Source organism: Paenibacillus sp. CAA11 (assembly GCF_003060825.1).
Lineage (GTDB): Bacteria > Bacillota > Bacilli > Paenibacillales > Paenibacillaceae > Fontibacillus.
The window spans coordinates 4,185,001-4,209,487 of the sequence record NZ_CP028922.1 but is presented as its reverse complement, the minus strand read 5'-3'; the positions used below and the strand labels follow the sequence as shown (position 1 = coordinate 4,209,487).

The following is a 24,487-nucleotide window of genomic DNA, read 5'->3' as shown; positions in this document are numbered from 1 at the left end:
ACACGGATGGGAGACCTTTTTTAGTCAGATGCTTTAGAAGATTTGAGCGATTCTTTCAATTTGTTCTTTAGCTGTCGGGCTTGCTGCAATTAGTTGATCATATATCGTTTGATCAGAGGAGCCCGTCTTCTTCAGTATGGCAAGATACCAAGTGGCCAGCTCTTGATTGGTCGCTTCTGAGAAGTCTTGGGTAAGACCTTGTTTTAAAGTCGAGATGGCTTGCTTAGTGTCACCATTCAAGAACTGCATGCGGCCGCTATTTAGCGCAATGGTTGGCGTTAGGGAGAAAGGACGTCCTTGTAGCTGTCCTGGCGGCAAGGTCGCGATATGGGCTACTCCCTTTACAACATGTTCATAGGCGGCGAGCCCTGTTTTGAAGTAGGCTTCTTTCTTCGCGCTATCTCCCTGTCCTAGTGCCTGGTATCCAAGATCATAGGATTGAGAGATTAGCTTCTCATACCATTCAATGTCCCAAGCATATTTATCGGCGTTATCAGCCAGGACTTGATAGGCCTGTGCGGGTTCTCCTTTTAGTTCATAGGCGGAGATCAGTTGTTTATATAGATCCTTGTTATAGGGTTCCTTCTTCAGCACCTTGGTGATAAGGTTATGCGCCTCTGTATAGAATTCCTCATTCTGTGTTTGCCGGTAAGCTGTAAGAAGTAAAGACGTTTCGAAGATAGCCGCATCGGGATGTGATCCCCGAATAGAAAGCCCCTTGTCTATAGGTTCTTTGATCTCTTTATAATTTGTACTGCTTCTCATCAATTCCTGGCCTTTGAGGATGTCACTGTTAGCTTGGATGAATCGACCAGCCACTACGAGCAACACGATGGATGCAATTCCAAGGACAATACTGAGAGAAGCCCGCACTGTATTAGCTTTTATATTTATTTTAGCAAATGGCTTGGCTTCCATACTTGCGGCCATTCCGGCAAGCCCTAGGAAAACAAGCATACCGATGAATACAAAGCTAAGGTTAAAGTCCATCGTACTGTGAATCAGAAGAGATAACGCTAGGATAAAGTAAACAAAATAGGAATCCCGTTTTTCTTTGTCGGATTGAATATAACCTCTAATATATTTATAGAAAATGTATAGGATAAAGGCCATGAAGATAATAAATCCAAGGATCCCAATCTCAACAAGATACTGTGCTAAAAAGCTGTGCGCCTGACGGCTCGAATAAGGATTGTTCTGATATTTTTCATACAGCGATGCCCACGCTCCACCACCGGCACCAATCACAGGGTAATCCTTAACCACCTTTAGCGCATCCTTATAAAAGGTAAAGCGCTCCAGCACACTATGCTGCTTCAGATTGATCGTCTCAAGCCGTTCCCCGATGTTACCCGGCAGAATATGGCGAAGGCTTGTACCGATGAACAGCGCCGCTAGAACTCCTACGACAACAACCGATCCTAGCGGAAGCCAGAGATTGGAGAGCTTGCGTCGGGACCATTTATCAAGAGCAGATTCTAATCTAGGAGCAACATAGGATTGAATCAGCCAAATGATCACAGCGACTATTGCTGAAGCCGCTAGTACATAAATCCACCCTTTCACCGGGGGCTCTGTGTTTGTGCCTTGGTAGAATTGTTGGCCGATGTTGGTCACAGGCTTGGAAATCACTAAAGCAGCAATTCCTGAGATTAGACTGTAGCAAGCCCATAGCAGCTGCTGAGCCGGCTTAAGGAAGAGCAGCAACACAATGAATACGATCGGAAGAAATACCAATCCGCCGCGCGATAGAGTGAGCAGCAGCGAAACGATCATAGGCACCAGCATAAATGCATGGATGGCTTGGGCGTATCCCTTCTTTGATCGGGTAATCGCAAAGACAGAAACGAAGAAGAAGGCCATAAGAAATGCTGCATAGGTATTCGGATATTGGAATACAGAAGCAAGCCGTGGACCATTGGCATCAATCCATACCGCCTGTACGTACTGGCCGTTTACAACCGTCTTGGTGAACCAGCCTACCAATGCACCGGTGAATTTCGTTTGACCGAGCCAGTTTAATAGACCAAACATGACAATGATATAAGCTACCGTTATGATCGCCGTTTCTATTATCCGATTCGCCTTACGATCCCGTAGTAAATAAATCGAGATGATGAACAGGAATGCGTAAATGCATTGAATCAACACCTGATTAAGGGCATAATAACTAGATGCTGCGGAAATTAGCGAAAGGACGAAAGTTAAAGGGATTAATAGAACCGCAAACGCTAACCCATCCCGCGCATCTTCCAATTTAAACATTTTGAATAATGAGGCAATTCCTAGTAACATTAGTAAGCAGGAAGCCAACAATGCCCAATAAAGAGGCCTCTCAAAGATTAATTGCTGACCATTAAATAAAGCCGCTTGGAATGGAGACCATAGTAAAAATACTATTATTCCTATTGAAAGCAGCCATAGCATGGCAGGTGTTTTCTCGTGGTTTCTCGACGTATCAATACTTTTCCCGTATACTGGATTCGACACTTGTTTATCTCCTTTTCTTGTAGATACGACAATATTTTAGCATATAGACTATGAGTAATAAATTAAATCTATACACGCCCAATAATATCATACATAGAAAGCATTTGGATTAACACATAGTGCCATAGTATCTCTTGGACGAACTGTTGACATAAACAGCTGCTATTCTAATCAAGTATTATGGGTGAAAAAACAATTATAGAAGTTGCCTCCATATCTCATATTAGAGGTATAGAAAATGAGGGGGAGTTAGAGGAGTGCATTAATTACCATTAGATCTTCGAGACTATTTCAAATATCTTTTCAATAAAAAAATAGGTCTTGTAATAACTTAGAGAACTCTAAGAATCCTTATTATTCTGCAGTTGTTAATATTCATCTTGATTTTAATCTTAAATTCAAATGGATTAGTTAAAGCCAATTTAATAAAATCCTCCAAAATATAATAAAGGAGTATCGAATTATTCATGATTTTTCATAAAATGACTCAGTTATTTAACTACCGTTCTTTATTAATGAATTTTGTGTCGAAGGAAATAAAATTAAAGTATAAGGATTCAGTACTTGGTTTCATTTGGTCCTTTATGAATCCTTTGATTATGCTTTTTATCTATACTTTTGTATTTAAGCACATACTTAAGTTTCAAATAGAAAACTTTGAACTATTCCTTTTTGCAGGACTGCTCGCATGGAACTTCTTTAATATTTCAATTAACACGTCTGCAAATTCTCTTATCTACCAAGGAAACTTATTGAAGAAGGTTTACTTTCCAAGAGAAATTATCCCGTTAAGTATCGTATTATCTAACTTGTTGAACTACTTTATTATGTCGGTGATTATTGTAGTTGCTACAGTGATAGTTGAAGGGGGATTGTCAGTTTATATCTACTTGTACCCTTTGGTGCTAGTCACTACGGTTTTGTTTACAACAGGAATCTCATTCATTGTTTCTATTTTGACGGTTAAATTTAGAGATATATCTTATCTGGTGGACGTTATTCTTCTATTTTTGTTTTATTTGACACCTATTGTTTACAGTAATGAGTTGGTACCTAAAGAGTATGCAAGTATTATAAATGGAAATCCAATAACAGAAATGGTTAATCTTCACAGAGCTGTTTTTTTGCCTACAGTAGATTTGCATTGGGACCAATTATCCATTTTTACATGTTTATCAATAATTGTCTTTTTAATTGGATACACAATGTTCAAAAAGGGTGAGATGGGAATTGTGGAAAAATTATAAATGTGTAGGTGAAATAAAGTGACTGAAGTGATTAAATTTGAGAATGTATCTAAGGCTTTCCACGAAAACGCTAATGCAGCTAGTTCATTAAAAGAAATTGTTATTGGATGGTTTAGAAAGAATAAGGTAAAGAGAGAGTCGAGAACGTTTCAAATATTAAACGATGTTAGTTTTTCTATTAAAGAGGGAACTACTACAGGAGTGATTGGCGAAAACGGTAATGGGAAGAGTACTATACTGAAAATAATCTCAAACATTTATCTTCCTGATAAAGGTACCGTGCAAGTAACTGGGAAGGTGTCTTCGTTACTGGAGATTGGGGTTGGATTTCAAGCCGATCTTACTGGGAAAGAAAATGTTTTTCTGTACGGTTCAATTCTCGGTTTATCGAAGCAGGAAATTAGAGAGAAATACGACGATATTGTCGCCTTTTCCGAAATTGGGGAGTTTATGGACACGGCCGTTAAATATTATTCATCAGGGATGTATATGAGACTGGCTTTTTCTGTAGCGATTCACGTTGATCCTGACATTCTTTTGGTAGATGAGGTTCTCGCTGTCGGAGACGAAGTATTTCAAAAAAAATGTATGAATAAAATTGAAGAGCTTCGGAAAAAGAAGAAGACCATAGTCTTTGTTTCTCATGACTTAAATGTTGTAAGAAGAATATGTGACCATGTCATTTATCTAAAAAAGGATGGAACTATTGAATACGGAAGTCCTGACAAGATGGTTAATTTATATTTATCGAATGTTTATCAATCATCTAACCAAAGAGAAGAGAATAATGTAGTGATTTTTGATGATTCACAAAGGTGGGGTAGTAGGGCGCTGGAAATTGAAAGTGTCACATTTACTAACCCTACCGATGGAAGAACAAGCAATTTGTTTGTAACTAACGATGATATTCTAGTAGAAGTCTCAATTGTTAATAATGACAATATAGATAAAGCCGTTCTTGGGTTTGCAGTCTTCGCTAAGGGTATTGGTAGCGAACCCGTATATTTGGCAGATCGAAACTGTTATTTAGATGGGAAAGTTCTTGAAATGTCAGGAAATAAGACTACAAATGTATCATTTACGATTAAAAGCATACCATTTCTCGCAGGAGAGTACTTGGTAAGTATTGTTTTATATGACGAGACATGTCAAATTCCTTATGACCATAGGCACCAATATTATCATCTAGAAATCATTAACAATAGCGAGCAGATGCCTTGTCTGGTTCACATTGATTGTGATTGGGATTTTTGAGAGGAGTTGCTTTTTTTTGATTTTTGAAGAAGTTAGCTTTGATATATACCAAAAATATAAAGTTATTGAGGATTATGTTAACTCTTTCAGGCATCATAAGGAATCGTTTAAAATTCTTGAGGTAGGCGGAAGAGATTCCTGGCTTCCAAAGCTTCTTCCTTCTGATACAGTCTACTGCCTTGATACGGAAGTTCTTTCAGGTGAAAACTTTATCCTTGGCAACGCACTTAACATGCCTTTTGAGGATAATGAATTTGATTTTGTTGTTTCTGCAGATGTTCTGGAACATATTCAGAATAATGATCGTGAGAAGTTTATACTTGAACATGCACGATGTGCCAAAATAGCCTCTATGATTATCGCGCCACATTATAGTAAGCAGGCTTCTTTAGAAGAGAAAGATATATTAGAGAAATATAAACAAATGAGCGGTGGGGAATCCTATAGATGGTTGGATGAGCACAATGAAAACGGGCTTCCTATTTCTCGGGCTATGGAGGATATTCTAAATAAAGGGAACCTAAACTATAAAATGACTTTTATGGGCTGGTTACCATTATGGAACTTCATGCTTAATCTTTCTCACCACATAGTCTTTTTTAACTGGAAATATGAAAATGTATATAAACGCTTTAATCAGCTGAATAAGTTCTATAATCAGCAGATTTCTAAGTATGATTGGAATCCATCGGAAGATGGAAGCTATAGAATGATAATAACAATTTATAAAGAAGCTGAGATACCTTCAGAGTTGCAGGAATGCTATTCGATAAAAGACCTTCCACTTGAAGTTTGGAGTCAGTTTTCTCATTTATATTGGGACTTGATTACTGAATTAAATATAGCGAAGGATAGCGTAGCTCAGGAACTACAGCAAATAAATTTAGAAGACAGACAAGAGAAAAATAAATTAAATCAATATGTGTTAGAAATGCAAATGAAAATTAAAGGTATCACCGCTGAATTAGAAGGGATGAAAAAGCAACTGAAGATACAATTTGAAGAGAAGAATCAGATCGCAGAGGAATTGGTGGAAGAAAAGGAGAAGACTGCGGATCTTAAAGATGAATTGATGCAGAAAAATAAGAGAGTTGCTCATCTAAAAGATGAAATAATGGAGAAAGATGAGAGAGTTGCGGATCTTAAAGATGAGCTTGAAAGAACACGAGCACAGTTAATTGAACGAGATAGAAATATTGAGTATCTCAGACATACGCAGCAACTGTATGATCAATCGACCTCGTGGAAGATTACAAGACCTTTACGCTATATGGGGGCTAAAGCTAAATTGGTGAAAAAAGTGCCAAAGCGTGCAGCTAAAAAGGCCGTAGTAGTGATGGAGCATTTAAAAGCTAAAAAGGTTCATAAATTGACTGAACTATTAACTATGGATTTGAATAAATACTCGACAATCAGCTTTGATATGTTCGATACTCTTGTTTTTAGAACGGTAGAGCCTCCCGAACTTGTTCATAAGCTGACAGCAGAATTTATTTATAATATTTTGGTTAGAGAGGGTGTGTATCATCTCAACGTCGATCAAATCTTGAATACAAGATATGAGCTTGAGTGGGTACTTCGCTCCGAACAATTAAATAAGGGACTTGACCTTGAATGTTGTTTTAACGATTTGATGGAATTGTATCTTAACCGTTTAAACGGGGAAGAGTTTTCTGATAAATATATTAAAGAAGTTAAAGAGTTTGAAGTGAATAGTGAATTGTCAGTTTTGTATACTAACCCAGAAGCTCTGGAAGTGCTAGAAAAGCTTAAGGCACTTGGCAAAAAAATAATAGTGATTTCGGACATGTATCTTGAGAAAGATGTGTTACAACGAATCCTAGATAATTGCGGATTATTGAATCATATCGACGATTTGTTTGTGTCTAATACATTCAACCTAAGTAAGGGCTCAGGGAGATTATTCCAAAAGCTTGCTGAGTTGGAGCATATTCAACTTGAAGACATTCTTCATACGGGGGATAATTTTGTCTCGGACTATAAGATGCCGAGAAAAATTGGTGTGGATGCAGTATGGTACTACTCGAAGGAAAATCTTAATCGTAGAAATCGTATTTCCAAAGAACTACAAAATGGTAACATAGTAGAATTTTTGAGACAAAAAAAAAATCCATCAAAGGATAAAGAAAATTTAAATGAGTTTTATCAACTGGGCTTTGAAATTTTAGGACCTATATTTACTAACTATATTGATGGATTAATAAATCTGGTTATTCAAAAGAAGATGACGAATATTTTTTTTCTTGCAAGAGAAGGATATTTATTCATTCAAGTTTATGAAAGATTAAAAAAAGTAAAAAAATACTCCTTGAATGAATTACCAGAGGGAACCTACATGTACATTAGTAGACTGTCTTCTTCGTTACCTTCAGTGTATCGCTTTGGTATACGGGAGATTCGTATGGGACTCTGGAAAATTGACCCCAAAGGGCTGTACTCCATTTTAAAAACGTTTAATCTGAATCCCGAGGATTTTGAAGAGTACGCTAAGGTATATGGCTTTGGTCATATGCAGGAGCCAATTTATGACCCTCTAAATGATATTCGGCTCCATAATTTTATCGATGACTATCGTGTCCAAAAATTAATTGAAGCTCAAAAAGAGACTGAAATAGATTTGCTGAAAAAGTACTTAACGCAGTTGGGATTTTTCGGTTTGCGAAAAAAGGCCGTTTTTGTGGATATTGGCTGGAGTGGGACCATTCAGCATAACATTGGACGAGCTTTTATAGACGACGAGTATTTTCCTCATCTTTTTGGGTACTATTTCGGGAGAAACTTTGATTATCATTTACGATATCTGATGCACCCGAAGCTTCTCTTTGAACCAGGCTACTCTTATGACTTTGAACACTTTAAAGAGACTGATTTCATTACCGAGTTTCCTCAATTGTTTGAGCAGGCTGCCACCGCTCCTCACGGTTCTACAATTGGTTATGAGGAGAAAGAAGGGAGAATCATTCCTGTTCTTAAGCAAGAGGGAGAGGACAGAAAAACTGAAGAAAAACAAAATTATATTATTCAACAAATTCAGAAGGGCATTTTAGACTACGTAGATGAATTTGTTGAATTAAATAATAGCGTTTATCTCGACTATAATGCTGTTAAGAAAACAGCTTTGGATAGTGTAGAGAGATTTATTCGGAATCCGCGTCCGGCCGAAGTTCGAATCTTTGAGCAACTTAACCATAGCGAGGATTGGGGGGCTAGCAACAGTCTGCAATTAGTAGCTAAAAACATAGGTTGGACAACTCTATTTAGTAAAAATAGAATGAAAAGTAAGTTGGGACAGGCCTTCTGGAAACAGGGATCTCTTGTCAATAGTAAAATACCTGGTCTAGTACATCTGTATAACTATTGGAGAAAAAAAAGAAAGAAATGACCTCTTCGATACTTGTGGATTGTTCTTCCAGTTGAGGTGAATGCACATGGAGACAAAGATATTAATTATATCACCTGATGAGATTGGGAAAAGAATGTCAGGACCAGGGATAAGATATTTGAATTTTGCTATAGAACTAGCCAAATGCTTTAAAGTAATATTGTTTAGTCCGAACATTCCGGAATTAGAACTGAAAAACAATTATAATTTCGAAGTTGTGCATTTTACAAAGCAAAATGTTATGAGGCATGTTAAGAGAGAGGCAATACTTATTACACAAGGTAGAACGATTTGGGAAAACGCTTATCTTAAAAAAATCGGTATACCACTTGTTGTTGATTTATATGACCCGTTTATATTTGAAAATTTGGAGTTAAACAAGTATAAAGCTCATAATGAGAAGGTACATCAAGCTTCACTTTCCATGTTATTGGAACAGCTGGAGGTAGGTGACTTTTTTCTATGCGCGTCTGAGAAGCAGAAGGACTTTTGGTTAGGAATGCTATCGAGTTTGAACCGAGTGAATGCAAAGGAATATGAAATTGATGAGACACTTAATCATCTTATTCAGGTCATACCTTTTGGTGTAACTGGTGAAAGACCGAAGAAGACGCGGCAAGTTTTAAAAGGAGTGCACCCTGCAATACACAAAGACGATATTCTTATAATTTGGGGTGGTGGTGTTTGGGATTGGCTAGATCCAATTACAGCAATTGAAGCTATGGTCGTTTTAAAGAGCCGCGGTATTGACTATGTAAAATTGTTCTTTATGGGTGTGAAATCTCCAAACCCTCTCCTTCAAAGTATGAAAAATTTAACTATGATGCAGGAGTTAAGTAATAGACACGGTATAACTGATGAACTGGTGTTTTTTAACGACTGGGTGGATTTCAATGATAGACATAATTATTTATTGGAAGCTGATATTGGTCTTAGTTTGCATCATAATCATATTGAAACACGATTTTCTTACCGAACTAGAATTACCGATTATATTTGGTGCGGGTTGCCAGTAATATCGACAGAAGGTGATATATTCGCAGATCTGATTACACAGCATTCCATTGGCAGAGTTATAAAGCATAATAATGTTAATGAGTTGGTTGATTCGATTTTAAGTTTTGACGGTAAGACCGAATACGAAGTTGGCTTTAGTACCTTACAAAAGGAGTTGCAATGGCAAGAGGCGGTTAAGCCGCTAGTTGAGTATTGCATGAATCCTCGTTTTTCAACAGGCAAGCGTAATATATTCAAGATAAAACGTATGTCCAAAATTTCATTTGTTTTTCATAAAACTTTCCAGCTTATAAAATCTAAGCAATACCGCTTACTAATGAATAAGTTGAGAAGATTTACTAAAATAAAATAGTGTTAATTATATTTATATAATTTTGAAGGGTTGAGAGGGTTATGAAAGCCATCATTTTAGCAGGCGGGACAGGCTCCCGCCTTTTTCCTTTAACTAAGGTTACGAATAAGCACTTGCTTCCCGTAGGCCGCTACCCTATGATTTTTCACGCGATACATAAGCTTAAGCAGGCGGGATTAACTGACATTCTCGTAATTACTGGTAAAGAGCATATGGGAGACGTGGTCAGTCTGCTGGGGAGCGGGAGCGATATGGGATTGTCGTTCACCTTTAAAGTTCAAGATGAGGCAGGAGGCATTGCTCAAGCCTTGGGTCTTGCCGAGCAATTTGTGGGAGAAGATCAGATGGTTGTTATCCTGGGTGATAACGTGTTTGCTGACGATATTTCTCCATACGTCGCCAAATTCATCAACCAAAAAGAAGGAGCAAAGCTTCTTATCCAAGAGGTTCCCGATCCCTCACGATTTGGTGTTCCAGAATTACAGGACAACCATATCATCTACATTGAGGAAAAACCGCAGCAGCCCAAAAGCAATTATGCGGTAACCGGCATATATATGTTTGACCACACAGTTTTTGAAATTATTAAGTCGCTTAAGCCATCCGCACGCGGAGAGCTTGAAATCACTGATGTTAATAATGCATATATTAAGAGGGGTTTACTGACTTATGATATTCTTCAAGGCTGGTGGACCGATGCAGGAACGCATGCCTCTTTAGCTAGAGCTAATGAGTTAGCAAAGGATATTCTGTTTGGTGAAGAGTTCGGCAAGTTGAAACTTTAGGTCAGGAGGAGCTATACATGAAGGTGACTCCTTTGAAGCTAGAGGGAGCAAATTTACTGGAACCGGTTGTCCATGGTGACCATCGCGGTTTTTTTATGGAAAGTTATAATGAGCTCGTTATGCAGCAGGTTGGGCTGAATCACCATTTTATTCAAGATAATCAATCGCTATCAGCCCAAGCTGGGGTTATTCGTGGTCTCCACTATCAGTTAACCCCCAAAGCTCAAACCAAGCTCATTCGGGTTATATCGGGAGCGATTTACGATGTAATTGTAGATATTCGGCGGAGTTCTCCGACCTTTGGACAATGGGAAGGGGTTATTCTTAGTGAGTTTAATTATCGCCAGCTACTTGTGCCCAAGGGCTTTGCCCATGGTTTCTGTACATTGGTACCGAATACTCAAGTTCTATATAAAGTAGATGAGTATTACTCACCTGAGAATGACAGGGGAATACTTTGGAATGACCCTGAGCTTAAGATCGACTGGCCTACTTCCCATCCAATTCTATCGGACAAGGATAAGGGACACCCTCAATTTCGTCATGCAGAAATGAACTTCGAGTAGGTTATAGTCACGTAGATAGGGGGATTTAGTTAATATGAAGCTGCTCGTTACCGGAGGAGCGGGGTTCATAGGCAGCAACTTTGTGCTGTATATGTTGAATCGGCACCCGGAATACACGATCGTTAATATTGACAATTTGACTTATGCAGGCAACCTGGAGAACCTTAAGGCGATCGAAGGGGAGCCGCGACACAGATTTATTAAAGCAGATATCCAGGATAGTAGCGCCATAGGGCGGGTATTTCAAGAAGGCATTGATGTCGTCGTTAATTTTGCTGCAGAATCTCATGTAGATCGAAGTATTCTAGACCCTGGTATTTTTGTGCGAACAAATGTAATGGGGACTCAGGTACTGCTAGATGCAGCTAAGACATATGGGGTAAGCAAGTTTGTTCAGGTCTCAACAGATGAGGTATATGGATCGCTTGGGGAAACAGGGCTCTTTACAGAAGATACTCCACTGGCACCAAACAGTCCTTATTCAGCTTCTAAAGCTGGTGGAGATCTGTTAGTACGCGCTTATCATGAAACGTTTGGACTTCCAGTTAATATAACCCGCTGCTCCAATAACTATGGCCCCTATCAATTCCCGGAAAAGCTCATTCCCCTCATGATTTCTCGTGCCTTAAGTGATCAGAAACTGCCGGTTTATGGAGATGGACTCAATATCCGAGATTGGCTTTATGTGGAGGATCACTGCAGCGCCATCGATTTGGTTATTCACCAGGGCCGGAATGGTGAAGTTTATAATATCGGTGGAAATAACGAGAGAACCAACCTAGAGATTGTTAGAACCATCTTGGATCAGCTAGGTAAGCCACATTCCTTGATTAGTTATGTTGAGGATCGGCCTGGACATGACCGGAGATACGGGATAGATCCAACAAAGTTGATCAAGCAGTTAGGCTGGAAGCCTAAGTATGACTTTGAACGTGGAATAAAGACTACGATTGACTGGTATCTGGGTCACCAGGAATGGTGGGAGCATATTCAGTCTGGTGCTTATCAGGAGTACTATAACAGTCAATACGGGAACCGGTTAGGTGGTCAGCCGTGAAGGTATTAATTACTGGTGGGAGCGGCCAACTGGGTAGAGATGTAGCTAGTATATTTGAAGCCGCAGAGCACCAAGTTTTTTCTTATAGCCGTAATGAGCTTGATATTACAGACCAGCAGCAATGTGACCATGTGATAGGAGCTACTGCTCCCGACGTTGTGATACATTGTGCTGCTTATACCGCTGTGGATGCTGCGGAGACGGATGTAGATGGTGCTTTTCAAGTGAATGCATCAGGTACTCGAAATGTGGCCGTAGCCTCAGAAAAGTGTGGGGCTAAGCTTGTATATATCAGTACGGATTATGTATTTGACGGGACTTCTCAGCTTCCTTATCAGGAATACGATACGCCTAATCCACAAACTGTTTATGGAAAGTCTAAGCGGGCAGGAGAGGTTCTGACCCAAACGCTGTCTTCCCGCTATTTTGTGGTGAGAACCTCCTGGGTGTATGGCAAGCATGGCAATAATTTTGTCAAAACCATGCTGCAGCTCATTCAAAACAAACCTTTGCTTCAAGTAGTACATGATCAGAAGGGCTCTCCCACATATACCATAGATTTGGCCAAATTCTTGTTGTCGTTAACTATGACAGAAAAGTATGGAATTTATCACGCTTCCAATCAAGGGGCCTGCACCTGGTATGAGTTCACAGAGGCTATTCTGCAAGAAGCGGTAGATATTATGGGCATTAAGCCATTAGCTAGGCTTGAACCTTGTACAAGTGCTCAGTTCCCTCGTCCTGCTCTCCGTCCCGCTAATTCGGTTTTGGACCATCTATCTATCCGAAGTAATGGGTTCAAGGATTTAAGGCCATGGCGGGAAGGACTTGAAGACTTTCTAAATTCTTACTAAAACTTAACGTTTGATTAACTCCTAATCTAAATTCAAAGGTTGGGAGTTTTTCGTTTATAATGGAATTGGTGAGTTAGAAGGAGGGGAGCAGTGGTGTTGATTAAAAACAAAGAGGTACAGGTGCTTCTATCTTCTTATAATGGTGAGAAATATATTCACGAACAATTAGATAGTTTGGAAAGCCAGCGATTAACCAATATAGACCTTACAGTTCTTATTCGAGATGATGGATCCAAGGATGCTACGAGTTCTATTTTAAAGCAATATTCAGATCAATATCCTCAACTATATCATTATATAGAAGGGGATAACCTAGGGGCTAAAGGAAGTTTTTTTAAACTCATACAAATGGCAAATCCAAACAAGGATTATTATGCATTCTGCGATCAGGACGATATTTGGGCCAAAGATAAGCTGCAACGTGCTATACAATGTCTGGAGTCTGAAGGTGACTTAGACAGACCGCTTATGTATTGCTCATCCACGCAAATGGTTGATTCTAACCTAGTGCCGTTACAGGTATGGCCAAAGGCGCCTCGTTTACCGATTTCAATACACAATGCATTGGTAGAGAACATTGCCGTTGGTTGTACCATGGTTATAAATCGAGCTGCAATGAATTTAATGAAGGAACATCAGCCTAATAACTTAGATCATGTAATTATGCACGATTGGTGGGTCTATCTTGTCATTTCTGCTTTCGGAAAAGTGCTGTTTGATTCAGAGCCTCACATTTTGTATCGTCAGCATCAAGAGAATGTACAAGGCGGGCAGGCAAATAGTGGTCTAAAGTTCTGGGTTCAACGGACTAATAAAATGATTAATGGCAAGGTCATTAACAATAAGTTTAGCAGACAAGCAATAGAGTTTTTAAATTGCTATAAGGGGCTTCTCCAAGAGGATCAAGAATCATTGGTCATAGAATTTATTGAAGGAATTAATAAAGGAATTGTCCATCGTATACGTTTTGTTAAAAAATCGCCGATCTATAGACATTCCATAATTGATAATTACCTGCTTAAGGCCATGTACTTGTTGAAAAGAGTATGAGCAGCTTTTTGTTAACCATATAAGGTTAAACCTGTTATAATGTCATTAGATTACTAATTTTGTCAGGAGTCTTAAAATGGATTTGAGCATTATAATCGTCAACTTTAACACCTGTGACATGACCATGGATTGTTTGAACTCGGTTTATAACTCAAAGATAGAGTTTAATTACGAAGTTATTTTAGTCGATAATCATTCGTCAGATGGTTCTCCTGAAATGATTCCGAAGCAGTATCCCCAAGTGAAGTTTATAGCGAACAAGGATAATCTTGGATTTGCCAAAGCCAACAATCAAGGGATGGGCATAGCTAGCGGCCGGTATGTACTGCTGCTTAATTCCGACACCATCGTCCAGCCGGATACTTTTCAGAACATGATTAGGTTCATGGATAACGCACCTGACGTAGGGGCAGCGGGCTGCAAGGTTATTTTGCCGGACGGTTCGCTTGATAGAGCGTGTAAGCGGGGGAACCCTACTCCATCGGCTTCGTTTTACTATGCCTTTGGATTCTCTAAGATGTTCCCGAAGGTTCCTAAGTTCAATCAATATCAATTGGGCTATCTGGACCCTAATGATTCCTATCCGGTGGACTGTCTGGTAGGCGCGTTTATGATAGTGCGCAAGGAAGTCATTGAGCAAGTTGGGGGACTGGATGAAGAGTACTTCATGTACGGTGAAGATATAGATTGGTGTTACCGGATTAAACAGGCTGGTTGGAACGTTTATTACAAGGGTGATACGTATATCGTTCACTACAAAGGTGGAAGTGCAAGAAGACGTCCGCTTAAGATTGTGTACGAGTTTCATAGAGCTATGGCTTTATTTCATCGCAAACATTATCAGCAGCAGTACAACTGGGCTATCAATACAGCCGTATATATGGGAATTGCGATCAAGTTCACATTATCCTTAATTACAAATTGGGTTAAACCCCTTAGGCCGGCACCTTCGCAGGTTGGTCCCAAACCTGGATCTTCAACAGAATCGGGCACTGAGGTGAGATTATGATACGAAGTAACCAACGGTTTCTAACCCAGCTATATGCAACAGCTGACTTTATTGTTATTCAGGCTTCCTTCTTCTTCGCATGGTGGCTGAAATTCGAAAGCGGCTTTATCCCTTATGAGCGTCCGCTACCTATTGAAACTTATGCCTTCTGGAGCTTGGTATACGGCATCATTGCTGTCATCGTAGGATTTTTATTATCACTTTATTCACCTAAGCGGAAGAAAAGGTTTGCTGATGAATTATTAAAAATTATCCACACACATATTATAGGTTTATTCGTATTGCTGAGTTTAATGTTCTTTGTGAAAGAGGTCAATATTTCACGGTATTATCTTGCGATTTATATGATAGGCAATCTGCTGTTTATTTTGTTTTATCGTTACATTTTAAAAATGTCGCTGAAGCGAATCCGGCAAAAGGGCTTCAATCGTCAGTTTGTGCTGATCTTAGGTGCAGGAACGTTAGGGAAGCGGTTCTATAATAATCTTAAGCAATATCCTGAGCTGGGTTATGAAGTTATTGGATTCTTAGACGACTTACAGAAGTGGGACTCTGATGAAGCCAAACATTATAAACCCATTCTAGGGTCCATTAATAAGCTGTCCGAGAAGCTAGAGGAGTATCTGATTGACGAAGTGATCCTGGCTTTGCCTCTGGACGCTCATCATCGATATCCGGCCATCATTGCTGCTTGTGAGAAGGCAGGGGTAAGGACGCTGATCATTCCAGATTTCTTTGATTATTTGCCGGCTCGTCCTTACTTTGACAATTTTGCGGGAATGCCCATGATTAATGTTCGTGAGGTTCCCCTTGATTTGATGGGGAATCGGTTCTTCAAACGACTATTTGATATCGTGTTTTCTCTGTTTGCGATTCTGCTTACTTCGCCAATCATGCTGATTATTGCAATAGGAGTCAAGGTTACATCGAAGGGACCGATTATCTTTAAGCAGGAACGGGTTGGCATGAATCGGCGCCATTTTCACATGTACAAATTCCGTTCCATGCAGGAGCTGCCGGAAGGGACGGTGGATACCGGATGGACGGTGAAGAATGATCCGCGTAAAACCAAGTTTGGCTCCTTTATCCGGAAGACGAGTCTGGACGAACTGCCCCAATTCTTCAATGTGCTTAAGGGAGATATGAGTGTTGTCGGTCCGAGACCTGAACGACCTTACTTTGTGGATCAATTTCGCGATGAAATTCCGAAGTACATGGTGAAGCACCACGTTCGTCCTGGGATAACCGGCTGGGCTCAGAGCAATGGCTTACGCGGGGATACTTCAATTGAGGAACGGATCAAGCATGATATCTTCTATATTGAGAACTGGACTTTATTATTTGATCTAAAAATAATTATGAAGACCATTCATAATGGCCTCATTAATAAGAATGCGTATTAATTCCCGAAGATTGTCTCTCTCTAGGAGACAATCTTCTTTTTTGATAATACAAATTCTTAAGAATTGATGAACAATGCTCAAATGCATGTTTTTTGAGGGTGCTGACTATTCCCAGAGATCCTTGTCAATGCTATAATGTAAGCGTAACCAAAGGTAGGAGATTCATCAAACTTTTGTCCATCCAAGGAGGATGAATGTGATGTTGGAAGGAATCCGGGAAATGCAAAATCTATTTACACGCTCGAATGAAAGAATCGGCTTTGTGGGGGATGAAGAGTACCGCAGAATTGAGTACAGCGCTGGGCGGCATCTCCAAACTTCCGAGCTGATGAACCGTGTGAAAGAGGAAGAAGCAGCCCGGCTGATGTTCATGCTCAACCACTAAGGTTAGATTGTCGCTGTACACATAGAATCTTAATTGTATAAGCTTCATATACTTAAGCCGCTAGTCATGGTTGCCATGAGGCGGCTTTTTCACTGTTCGTCACTCTCTAGGGCACCCGCACATATTGTATAGGTAAAATAACCAGCCCAGGAGGTAATTATGAATATTTTATTCAGACCGCAGCCTCTCTATAGATCAGAGATGATTCTAGCAGAAGCCATGGCCGATGTAACTGGAGACGGCATTGCCGACACGATCGTTCTGCGAGGTTATCCGCCAAGCGGGGATAGTCCTTTTCTGACCGAGATTACGCTGATTGTAACAGTTGGTGCCACGCCGGACAGATATGTGATTCCGCTTCCTACGAATGCAGGCTACCACCCGACTTTATTTATAGGGGATTTTACAGGGGACAAGGTGGATGACGTGCTGGTCAGCATTGATTCTGGAGGATCTGGGGCTATTACTTATAATGATATCTACACGTTTACGGGCGGTGAGGCGCGGCTTATTTTCGATTCAGAGTATTTCAACAGCCAGTGGAACTATCAAGTGGAGTATTTGGACAATTACAAGCTGAAGGTAACTAGTGAGCATGCGGGATTGGTATTTGTAATAGATATTACGGGAAGGGGCCCAGACTATTTGAATGAAATTTACAATCCGGATGGAACCTTGAAGCAACCGATCCAAGGGATGGTTGAGCCGGTGAGCGGCCTGTTCCCAGTCGATTTGGAGCGGGACGGGACTTATGAGCTTATGCTGCTGCAGGCTGTCAGCGGGAGGTACCGGGCAGACCGGTTCGGCTACATGACCACAGTGCTGCGTTGGAACGGTGCGGGATGGACAATGGTGCAGCAGTGGTTCTCTATATACGGAGCAAATGTTTCCTAGGTTAAGCATGGATAGGGTGTTATAATAGAAATCACTTTTGTATACAGAAAATAGGAAAGGAGGCGCTGTTTCGTGAAAATTCGCAAAGCCATTATTCCCGCAGCCGGCCTAGGTACTAGATTTCTGCCGGCGACCAAAGCCATGCCTAAAGAAATGCTGCCTATCGTAGATAAACCTACGATTCAATATATTATTGAAGAGGCAGTCGCCTCGGGAATTGAAGATATCATCATTGTAACTGGTAAGGGCAAACGGGCTATTGAGGATCACTTCGACAATTCCTTTGAATTAGAGCACCACCTTTCGGAAAAGAGCAAATGGTCGCTACTCGAAGAAGTTCGTCGTCCGTCGGAAATGGCCGATATTCACTATATCCGTCAGAAAGAGCCTAAGGGGCTCGGCCATGCTGTGTGGTGCGCCCGCAAATTTATCGGAAACGAGCCGTTTGCAGTGCTGCTGGGTGACGATATTGTCGAGGCACAGGTTCCTTGCCTGAAGCAAATGATTGACGTCTATGAACGTTATGGGCGCTCCATTGTTGGGGTTCAGCCGGTAGGCCATGAGGAAGTGTCCCGCTATGGGATTGTGGATGCAGACAAGCTGGAGGAGCGGATTTATCGGGCTAAGCGGCTTGTGGAGAAGCCCCGCCCGGAAGAGGCTCCGTCGGATCTGGCGATCATGGGGCGGTACATATTAACACCAGGCATCTTTGATGTCTTGGAGGCTCAGCAGGAAGGCGTTGGCGGTGAAATCCAATTAACGGATGCTATTTCCCGCCTTGGGGAGAGCGAGAATATTTTGGCTTACCATTTCGATGGTTCCCGCCATGATGTAGGAGAGAAGCTGGGTTTTATTGAGACAACCCTGCACTATGCGCTGCAGCACGAAGAGCTTCGGGATGATTTGCTGCGCACCATGAAGCGGATGCTTACGGACTACCAGCAGTAATTCAAACTTTGCTGTGGAACGTAGCTTTTGGCTTTAAATGTATATTTGATGCTGCCTAACAGGCCAGCTATGGATTTAGCTTCCATATTGGCCTGTTTTTTTGTGTTCGCCTTTCATGCGAACATTGACACTCTCTAGCGCGTAACATAGACTAGAAAGTAGTGCTTTTTGACGCTTCTGAAGAGCGTAAATGGAGCATTTTGCATAAGGAACATTGCGGGGCATGGATGGCCCCGTTTTTTGAATTGATCGGGCTGCACTTTAGCCTGCATGAACTTGGAGGAATTCATGTGAAGCGGATGATGGAGACATGGAGACATGTTTTTAAGCTTGACCCGGACCGGGAGCTGAGTGATGAAGCGTTGGAAGCCGTTTGTCTGTCCGGAACCGATGCGATTATGGTCGGAGGCTCCAGCGGGGTTACCTATGAGAATACGGTTGATTTGATGTCGCGGATCCGCAAATTTGAGCTTCCATGTGTGCTTGAGGTATCCGATCTCGAAGCTGTGGTTCCGGGATTTGATCTTTACATGATTCCTATGGTGCTGAATACTGAGCATTCCCAGTGGCTGATTGGCCGGCATCAACAGGCGGTAGAGCGATATGGCTACATGATTCCTTGGGAGCTGGTCGTACCGGAAGGGTATATTATTCTGAACCCTGACTCCACCGCTGGCCATCTGACAGAAGCTAATAGTAAGCTTGATGCCTCTGAGGCAGCTGCTTATGCGCAGACCGCCGAGCGTCTTCTCTCCCTGCCGATTATCTATATTGAATACAGCGGAAGCTTTGGAGACATGGAGCTGGTTGCTCAGGTACAGCGTTCGCTGGGACAAGCCCGCCTGTTCTATGGCGGAGGGATTACCGATGAGGAGACCGCGCTCAAGGCAGCGAAGGTGAGTGATACAGTGATTGTAGGCAATGCCGTGTATCAGGACCTAGAGTCTGCCCTTAAGACTGTAGCGGCCGTCAAAGGACGTGCGCTAGCTTAAGCCGCGAAAGATTAGGAAGGTATCGAACTATTTATAACAAGGAAAGGAGCATGCATTTTACCATGCCTGTTGACATAGAATTAGCGATTAACAAGCTCAACCCTCAGCAAAAAGAAGCAGCCCTGACTACAGAGGGCCCCTTGCTCATTATGGCCGGAGCGGGCAGCGGCAAGACCCGGGTGCTGACTCACCGGATCGCGTATATTATCGCGTCACGCAAGGCGCCGCCATGGAGCATTCTGGCGATCACCTTTACGAATAAAGCTGCGCGCGAGATGCAGGAACGGGTGTCGAGTCTGGTTGGACCTGAAGGCAGGGACATCTGGGTTTCTACTTTCCACTCCATGTGTGTGCGGATTCTTCGTAAGGATATTGAACGCATTGGGTTTACATCGAATTTCTCGATTCTTGATTCAACCGACCAGCTGTCCGTGGTTCGTAACTGTATGAAGGATCTTAATATCGATACGAAGAAGTTTGAACCCAAGGCAGTTCAAGCGATCATCAGCAACGCTAAGAACGAACTGATTACCCCCCAGCAGCTTGAACAGAAGGCGGCGGACTATTTTGAAGGCATTGCAGCCAAAGTGTACACCATGTATCAGAAGCGGCTGAGAAACAATAACTCTCTTGACTTTGACGATTTGATTATGAAGACGATTGAATTGTTTAAGACTGTGCCTGAAGTGCTCGATTTCTATCAAAAGAAATTCAAATATATCCATGTTGATGAATACCAGGATACGAACCGGGCGCAGTACATGCTTTGTCAGATGCTTGCAGACAGCCACCGCCGCCTATGCGTCGTCGGGGATAGCGACCAGTCGATTTATCGCTGGCGCGGAGCGGATATCAGCAATATTTTGAATTTTGAAGAGGATTACCCTGAGGCCAAGACGATCCTGCTGGAGCAGAACTATCGCTCGACCTCAACCATCCTGAATGCAGCGAATGAAGTGATTGGCCAGAACACGGGGCGTAAAGCTAAGAAGCTGTGGACGGACAAAGGGGAAGGTAACAAGATCAAGGTTTACCGGGGCGACTCGGAGCATGACGAGGGGTATTTTGTAACCTCGGAGATTCACAAGAACATCAAGGAGGGCAAGTCTTACCGGGATCATGCCATTTTGTACCGGACGAATGCCCAGTCCCGGGTGATCGAGGAAATTCTGATTAAGTCGGATATCCCTTACCAGATTGTTGGCGGCATTAAGTTCTATGATCGCAAAGAAATCAAAGACCTGCTGGCCTATCTGAGACTGTTATCTAACCCGGATGATGACATCAGTCTGACCCGGATTATCAATGTGCCTAAGCGGGGACTTGGGGATACAACCGTTGCAAAGCTGGCGGCAGCCGCCGCAGAACGGGGAACCTCTATTTTTCGAGTACTTGAGGTAGTGGACGATCTGGGCTTCAACACGCGTACCCGCAACGGTCTGGTTGAGTTCTACGATATGATCGCAGGCCTTCATCGTATGGTGGAATTCTTGTCGGTGACAGAGCTCACGGAGAAGATGCTTGAGGTGACCCATTACCGTCTTGAGCTTGAACGTGAGAATACGATTGAGTCCAAAGCAAGGGTGGAGAATATCGATGAATTTCTGTCTGTAACGATGGAATTCGAGAAGAATAATGAGGATAAGTCACTTGTTTCCTTCCTCACGGATCTTGCCCTGATTGCGGATATCGACAGTATGAACGATGAAGAGGATGAGGATCCGTCGGATGCTGTGATCTTGATGACCATGCACAGTGCCAAGGGTCTGGAATTCCCGGTCGTATTTATCATCGGCATGGAGGAGGGCGTATTTCCGCACAGCCGTGCTTTTCTGGACAACGAGGAGCTTGAAGAGGAACGCCGGCTGGCTTACGTGGGAATTACGCGGGCGGAGGAGCAGCTGTTCCTCACCTGTGCGCAAATGCGTACCTTGTTTGGCCGCACAACAGCCAACCCGCCTTCACGCTTCCTTAGCGAGATTCCGGACGAGCTGAAGGAGGACACGGATATTGCCCGCGATCGTTACCGCCGGGGATCAGGTCATGGCGGCGCTTATGGAGGCCGCGGCTTTGGCGGCGGGGGCAGCAACTTCGGTGGCGCACGGCGAGAGCCTTCGGCTCCCTCTGCCGGGCGTGTCACCGTCACGGCTGGAGCGCCGAAGACGGCGGCAGCAACGGCTCCCATTTCTTCCCCTGGCGAACTGAAGGCCGGCGACAAGGTTTCGCATGGCAAATGGGGCATAGGCACCATTGTGTCCATCAAGGGCTCCGGTAACGATACGGAGCTGCAGATTGCTTTTCCCGCACCGGTAGGGGTTAAGCGGCTTCTAGCAGGTTTCGCCCCTATTACTAAGGTTCAAGAGTAAATGCTGCGAATGCGGCTAATCCCTTCTCTTTTCGCTTACAATGTGAAGAGGAAAACTACGTAAACGGAGGGTTGTCCCTGAATGGATCCGATGCAGAGCATGCGACAGCTCGTGGATGAGCTCAATAAGTACAACTACCATTACTATACGATGGACCAGCCTTTGGTGAGCGACAAGGAGTATGATGCGCTCTATGATCAGCTAACAGCGCTTGAAGCAGAGACTGGTGTAGTTCTGCCCGATTCTCCGACCCAGCGGGTGGGGGGAGAGCTGCTGAAGGGTTTCGTCCCACACCGGCACCTCACCCCTCTGTGGAGTCTGGATAAGGCGCAGAATGAGGATCATCTCACAAGCTGGAATAACCGGGTACTCAAGCTGGTAGCCGACTACAACTCGAAAAATCCTGATACACCACTGCCTGACCCCACTTATGCGATCGAACTGAAGTTTGACGGCTTGACGCTCAATTTGACCTATACGGACGGCAAGCTGGTTCAAGCGGCAACACGCGGTAACGGTGTGGTTGGTGAAGGAATTTTGGCTCAAGTGAAGACGATCAAATCCGTGCCGTTAACCATTCCGTTTCAGGAGGGGACTATCGAGGTTCAGGGTGAAGGGATTATGAATTTATCTGTCCTTGAAGCCTATAACCAGAAAGCGGCCGAGCCGCTTAAGAATGCCCGCAATGCAGCTGCCGGAGCTCTGCGTAACTTGAATCCCAAGGTGACTGCGGAACGCAAGCTGAATGCCTTTTTCTATAATGTAGGTTATGCGGAGAATCTTTCATTCACGAGCCATCAAGAAATGATGGATTTCTTAAGGGAGAACCGCTTCAAGGTGAACCCGTTTATTTCGTATTGTGATGATTTCAGTCAGGTCATGGCGGAGCTGGGCCGTATCCAGGAACAACGAAGCTCGCTTGATTATTTAATTGATGGGGCTGTTATTAAAATCACTGATATGCGCACCCGCGAAGTGCTGGGCTATACCGATAAGTTTCCGCGCTGGGCGGTCGCCTTCAAGTTTGAAGCCGAGGAGACGACGACGGTTCTCCAGTCGGTGACCTGGAATGTTGGCCGTACTGGCAAAATCACCCCGCTTGCACGGGTTGAACCTGTAGAGCTGGCGGGAGTGACGGTTCAGAATTGCACGCTTAATAACGTGGGGGATATTGAACGCAAGAACTTAAAGTTTGCATTAGGGACTCGCGTGTTCATTCGCCGCTCCAATGACGTCATCCCGGAAATTCTGGGCAAAGTGACGGAGGAGAACGACGGGGATGAAATCCTGTATCCTGACAAGTGCCCGGCCTGCGGCTTCCCTCTGGAACAGCGCGGCGCGCATTTGTTCTGCAACAACCGGTTCGGCTGCCGTCCTCAGATCATTGGGCGCATCAGTCATTTTGCTTCTCGCGATGCCATGGACATTGAGACCTTTAGCGATAAGACCGCAGGCCAGCTGTATGATGAGCTGAGTGTAAGGGAGCCTGCTGAGTTGTATAGCCTGAGTTTTGAGAGTCTGGTGAAGCTGGAGCGCTTTGGCGAGAAAAAAGCAAAGAATCTGCTCGATGCGATTGAAGTCAGCAAGTCTCGCGACTTGGCCTCTTTCCTGTTCGCTTTGGGGATTCCGAATACAGGGAAATCGACTACCAAAATGCTCGCAGATGAGCTTGGCTCTCTGGAGGCTGTGATGAATGCTACGGTGGAGGAGCTGACGGCACTGCCAGATGTAGGCGGAATTGTGGCCGAGAGCATTGTTGCTTTCTTTGCAGACCCGTTTAATCGTGCAGGGATCCAGAAAATGATTGAGCTAGGCGTACAGGCAAAAGCACCGGAAAAGCAGGAGGCCGCAAGAAGTGATTCCTTCTTCAGCGGTAAGACGGTAGTGCTTACAGGAACTCTGCATAAGTTGACGCGTGACGAAGCGTCGGCTCGGTTGGAGACATTAGGCGCCAAGGTGACCGGCAGTGTATCCAAGAAGACTGATCTGGTCATTGCCGGCGAGAAAGCGGGCAGTAAACTCGCCAAAGCCCAGCAGCTGGGTATCGATGTTATTGAGGATGAGGATGAGTTGATTCGCTTGCTTGAGCTGTAACCTTCCTTGCCTTAGTATTGTAGGGAACTAATTTAGAATAACCTTCCGAATTAGGCTTAGGCGGCCTGTTTGGAAGGTTGTTTTTGTTTGTGGGCTTTTAGAAGAGTTGTATGAAGGGAGTATTCGGTAGATATTTCGATAAAAATCGACAGAAAACGGCATTTGGTAACTTTACGCAAGTCTACGATTCTTTTATTATAAATTTTAAGTAACAGAATAGGATGCCGCTGCAAGCGATGGCAAATACTATGCCCAAATCAACAGTCTAACCAATAGCACCTATTCGGTCATTTGGCATCCTGTCCAGTTTTTCGATGTGAC

General features: G+C 42.9%; 18 protein-coding genes. 17 read left to right on the top strand and 1 reads right to left on the bottom strand.

Going from position 1 to position 24,487, the window contains the following annotated elements; all coding sequences use genetic code 11:
- Positions 1 to 33: 33 nt before the first annotated feature.
- Positions 34 to 2,490 carry an O-antigen ligase family protein gene (locus tag DCC85_RS19820; RefSeq protein ID WP_108467103.1) on the bottom strand — a complete coding sequence of 819 codons (2,457 nt, stop codon included), beginning with the start codon at positions 2,488 to 2,490 and terminating at the stop codon, positions 34 to 36.
- A 467-nt stretch (positions 2,491 to 2,957) separates the two neighbouring features.
- Between DCC85_RS19820 and DCC85_RS19815 the strand changes: the two genes are divergently transcribed.
- The 17 genes from DCC85_RS19815 to ligA all read left to right on the top strand — a co-directional run bounded on the left by DCC85_RS19815 (position 2,958) and on the right by ligA (position 24,166).
- A complete protein-coding gene (locus DCC85_RS19815) occupies positions 2,958 to 3,737 on the top strand; it encodes an ABC transporter permease (protein ID WP_108467102.1) in 780 nt (259 codons plus the stop codon).
- An 18-nt stretch (positions 3,738 to 3,755) separates the two neighbouring features.
- Entirely contained in the window at positions 3,756 to 4,991 is a 1,236-nt protein-coding gene (locus tag DCC85_RS19810; RefSeq protein WP_108467101.1) for an ABC transporter ATP-binding protein, read from the top strand.
- A gap of 16 nt (positions 4,992 to 5,007) precedes the next feature.
- On the top strand, positions 5,008 to 8,394 hold the full coding sequence (locus DCC85_RS19805; protein ID WP_108467100.1) for an HAD family hydrolase: 3,387 nt from the start codon (positions 5,008 to 5,010) through the stop codon (positions 8,392 to 8,394).
- A gap of 46 nt (positions 8,395 to 8,440) precedes the next feature.
- Positions 8,441 to 9,763 (top strand): glycosyltransferase family protein, encoded by a 1,323-nt coding sequence (locus DCC85_RS19800; protein WP_108467099.1) that lies wholly within the window; start codon positions 8,441 to 8,443, stop codon positions 9,761 to 9,763.
- 41 nt (positions 9,764 to 9,804) lie between these two features.
- The gene (locus DCC85_RS19795; RefSeq protein WP_108467098.1) at positions 9,805 to 10,548 is read left to right on the top strand and encodes a sugar phosphate nucleotidyltransferase; all 744 of its coding nucleotides are present in this window, start codon (positions 9,805 to 9,807) and stop codon (positions 10,546 to 10,548) included.
- A gap of 17 nt (positions 10,549 to 10,565) precedes the next feature.
- Complete coding sequence (gene rfbC, locus DCC85_RS19790) at positions 10,566 to 11,114, top strand: dTDP-4-dehydrorhamnose 3,5-epimerase (RefSeq protein ID WP_108467097.1); 549 nt, start codon at positions 10,566 to 10,568, stop codon at positions 11,112 to 11,114.
- A gap of 34 nt (positions 11,115 to 11,148) precedes the next feature.
- Positions 11,149 to 12,171 (top strand): dTDP-glucose 4,6-dehydratase, encoded by a 1,023-nt coding sequence (rfbB, locus tag DCC85_RS19785; protein WP_108467096.1) that lies wholly within the window; start codon positions 11,149 to 11,151, stop codon positions 12,169 to 12,171.
- On the top strand, positions 12,168 to 13,025 hold the full coding sequence (gene rfbD, locus DCC85_RS19780; RefSeq protein WP_108467095.1) for a dTDP-4-dehydrorhamnose reductase: 858 nt from the start codon (positions 12,168 to 12,170) through the stop codon (positions 13,023 to 13,025). The genes rfbB and rfbD overlap by 4 nt, the downstream gene beginning before the upstream one ends.
- Positions 13,026 to 13,118: 93 nt before the next feature.
- Positions 13,119 to 14,075 (top strand): glycosyltransferase family 2 protein, encoded by a 957-nt coding sequence (locus tag DCC85_RS19775; RefSeq protein ID WP_159081932.1) that lies wholly within the window; start codon positions 13,119 to 13,121, stop codon positions 14,073 to 14,075.
- Positions 14,076 to 14,151: 76 nt separating this feature from the next.
- Positions 14,152 to 15,084 carry a glycosyltransferase family 2 protein gene (locus DCC85_RS19770; RefSeq protein ID WP_108467093.1) on the top strand — a complete coding sequence of 311 codons (933 nt, stop codon included), beginning with the start codon at positions 14,152 to 14,154 and terminating at the stop codon, positions 15,082 to 15,084.
- Positions 15,081 to 16,487 carry an undecaprenyl-phosphate glucose phosphotransferase gene (locus tag DCC85_RS19765; RefSeq protein ID WP_108467092.1) on the top strand — a complete coding sequence of 469 codons (1,407 nt, stop codon included), beginning with the start codon at positions 15,081 to 15,083 and terminating at the stop codon, positions 16,485 to 16,487. The genes DCC85_RS19770 and DCC85_RS19765 overlap by 4 nt, the downstream gene beginning before the upstream one ends.
- Before the next feature lie 199 nt (positions 16,488 to 16,686).
- A complete protein-coding gene (locus DCC85_RS19760; RefSeq protein WP_108467091.1) occupies positions 16,687 to 16,872 on the top strand; it encodes a hypothetical protein in 186 nt (61 codons plus the stop codon).
- A 159-nt stretch (positions 16,873 to 17,031) separates the two neighbouring features.
- On the top strand, positions 17,032 to 17,766 hold the full coding sequence (locus DCC85_RS19755; protein ID WP_108467090.1) for a spore coat protein: 735 nt from the start codon (positions 17,032 to 17,034) through the stop codon (positions 17,764 to 17,766).
- Between the two features lie 72 nt (positions 17,767 to 17,838).
- Complete coding sequence (galU, locus tag DCC85_RS19750) at positions 17,839 to 18,714, top strand: UTP--glucose-1-phosphate uridylyltransferase GalU (RefSeq protein WP_108467089.1); 876 nt, start codon at positions 17,839 to 17,841, stop codon at positions 18,712 to 18,714.
- 299 nt (positions 18,715 to 19,013) lie between these two features.
- Positions 19,014 to 19,706 (top strand): heptaprenylglyceryl phosphate synthase, encoded by a 693-nt coding sequence (locus DCC85_RS19745; RefSeq protein WP_442789552.1) that lies wholly within the window; start codon positions 19,014 to 19,016, stop codon positions 19,704 to 19,706.
- Positions 19,707 to 19,768: 62 nt separating this feature from the next.
- Complete coding sequence (gene pcrA, locus DCC85_RS19740) at positions 19,769 to 22,072, top strand: DNA helicase PcrA (protein ID WP_234414243.1); 2,304 nt, start codon at positions 19,769 to 19,771, stop codon at positions 22,070 to 22,072.
- Positions 22,073 to 22,153: 81 nt separating this feature from the next.
- Entirely contained in the window at positions 22,154 to 24,166 is a 2,013-nt protein-coding gene (gene ligA, locus DCC85_RS19735) for an NAD-dependent DNA ligase LigA (RefSeq protein WP_108467087.1), read from the top strand.
- Positions 24,167 to 24,487 lie beyond the last annotated feature (321 nt).

Coding starts and splice junctions, on each gene's coding strand:
- DCC85_RS19815 (WP_108467102.1), top strand. CDS start 2,958: ATGATTTTTCATAAAATGACTCAGTTATTTAACTACCGTTCTTTATTA.
- DCC85_RS19800 (WP_108467099.1), top strand. CDS start 8,441: ATGGAGACAAAGATATTAATTATATCACCTGATGAGATTGGGAAAAGA.
- DCC85_RS19795 (WP_108467098.1), top strand. CDS start 9,805: ATGAAAGCCATCATTTTAGCAGGCGGGACAGGCTCCCGCCTTTTTCCT.
- rfbC (WP_108467097.1), top strand. CDS start 10,566: ATGAAGGTGACTCCTTTGAAGCTAGAGGGAGCAAATTTACTGGAACCG.
- rfbB (WP_108467096.1), top strand. CDS start 11,149: ATGAAGCTGCTCGTTACCGGAGGAGCGGGGTTCATAGGCAGCAACTTT.
- DCC85_RS19770 (WP_108467093.1), top strand. CDS start 14,152: ATGGATTTGAGCATTATAATCGTCAACTTTAACACCTGTGACATGACC.
- DCC85_RS19765 (WP_108467092.1), top strand. CDS start 15,081: ATGATACGAAGTAACCAACGGTTTCTAACCCAGCTATATGCAACAGCT.
- DCC85_RS19760 (WP_108467091.1), top strand. CDS start 16,687: ATGTTGGAAGGAATCCGGGAAATGCAAAATCTATTTACACGCTCGAAT.
- DCC85_RS19755 (WP_108467090.1), top strand. CDS start 17,032: ATGAATATTTTATTCAGACCGCAGCCTCTCTATAGATCAGAGATGATT.
- DCC85_RS19745 (WP_442789552.1), top strand. CDS start 19,014: ATGATGGAGACATGGAGACATGTTTTTAAGCTTGACCCGGACCGGGAG.
- pcrA (WP_234414243.1), top strand. CDS start 19,769: ATGCCTGTTGACATAGAATTAGCGATTAACAAGCTCAACCCTCAGCAA.
- ligA (WP_108467087.1), top strand. CDS start 22,154: ATGGATCCGATGCAGAGCATGCGACAGCTCGTGGATGAGCTCAATAAG.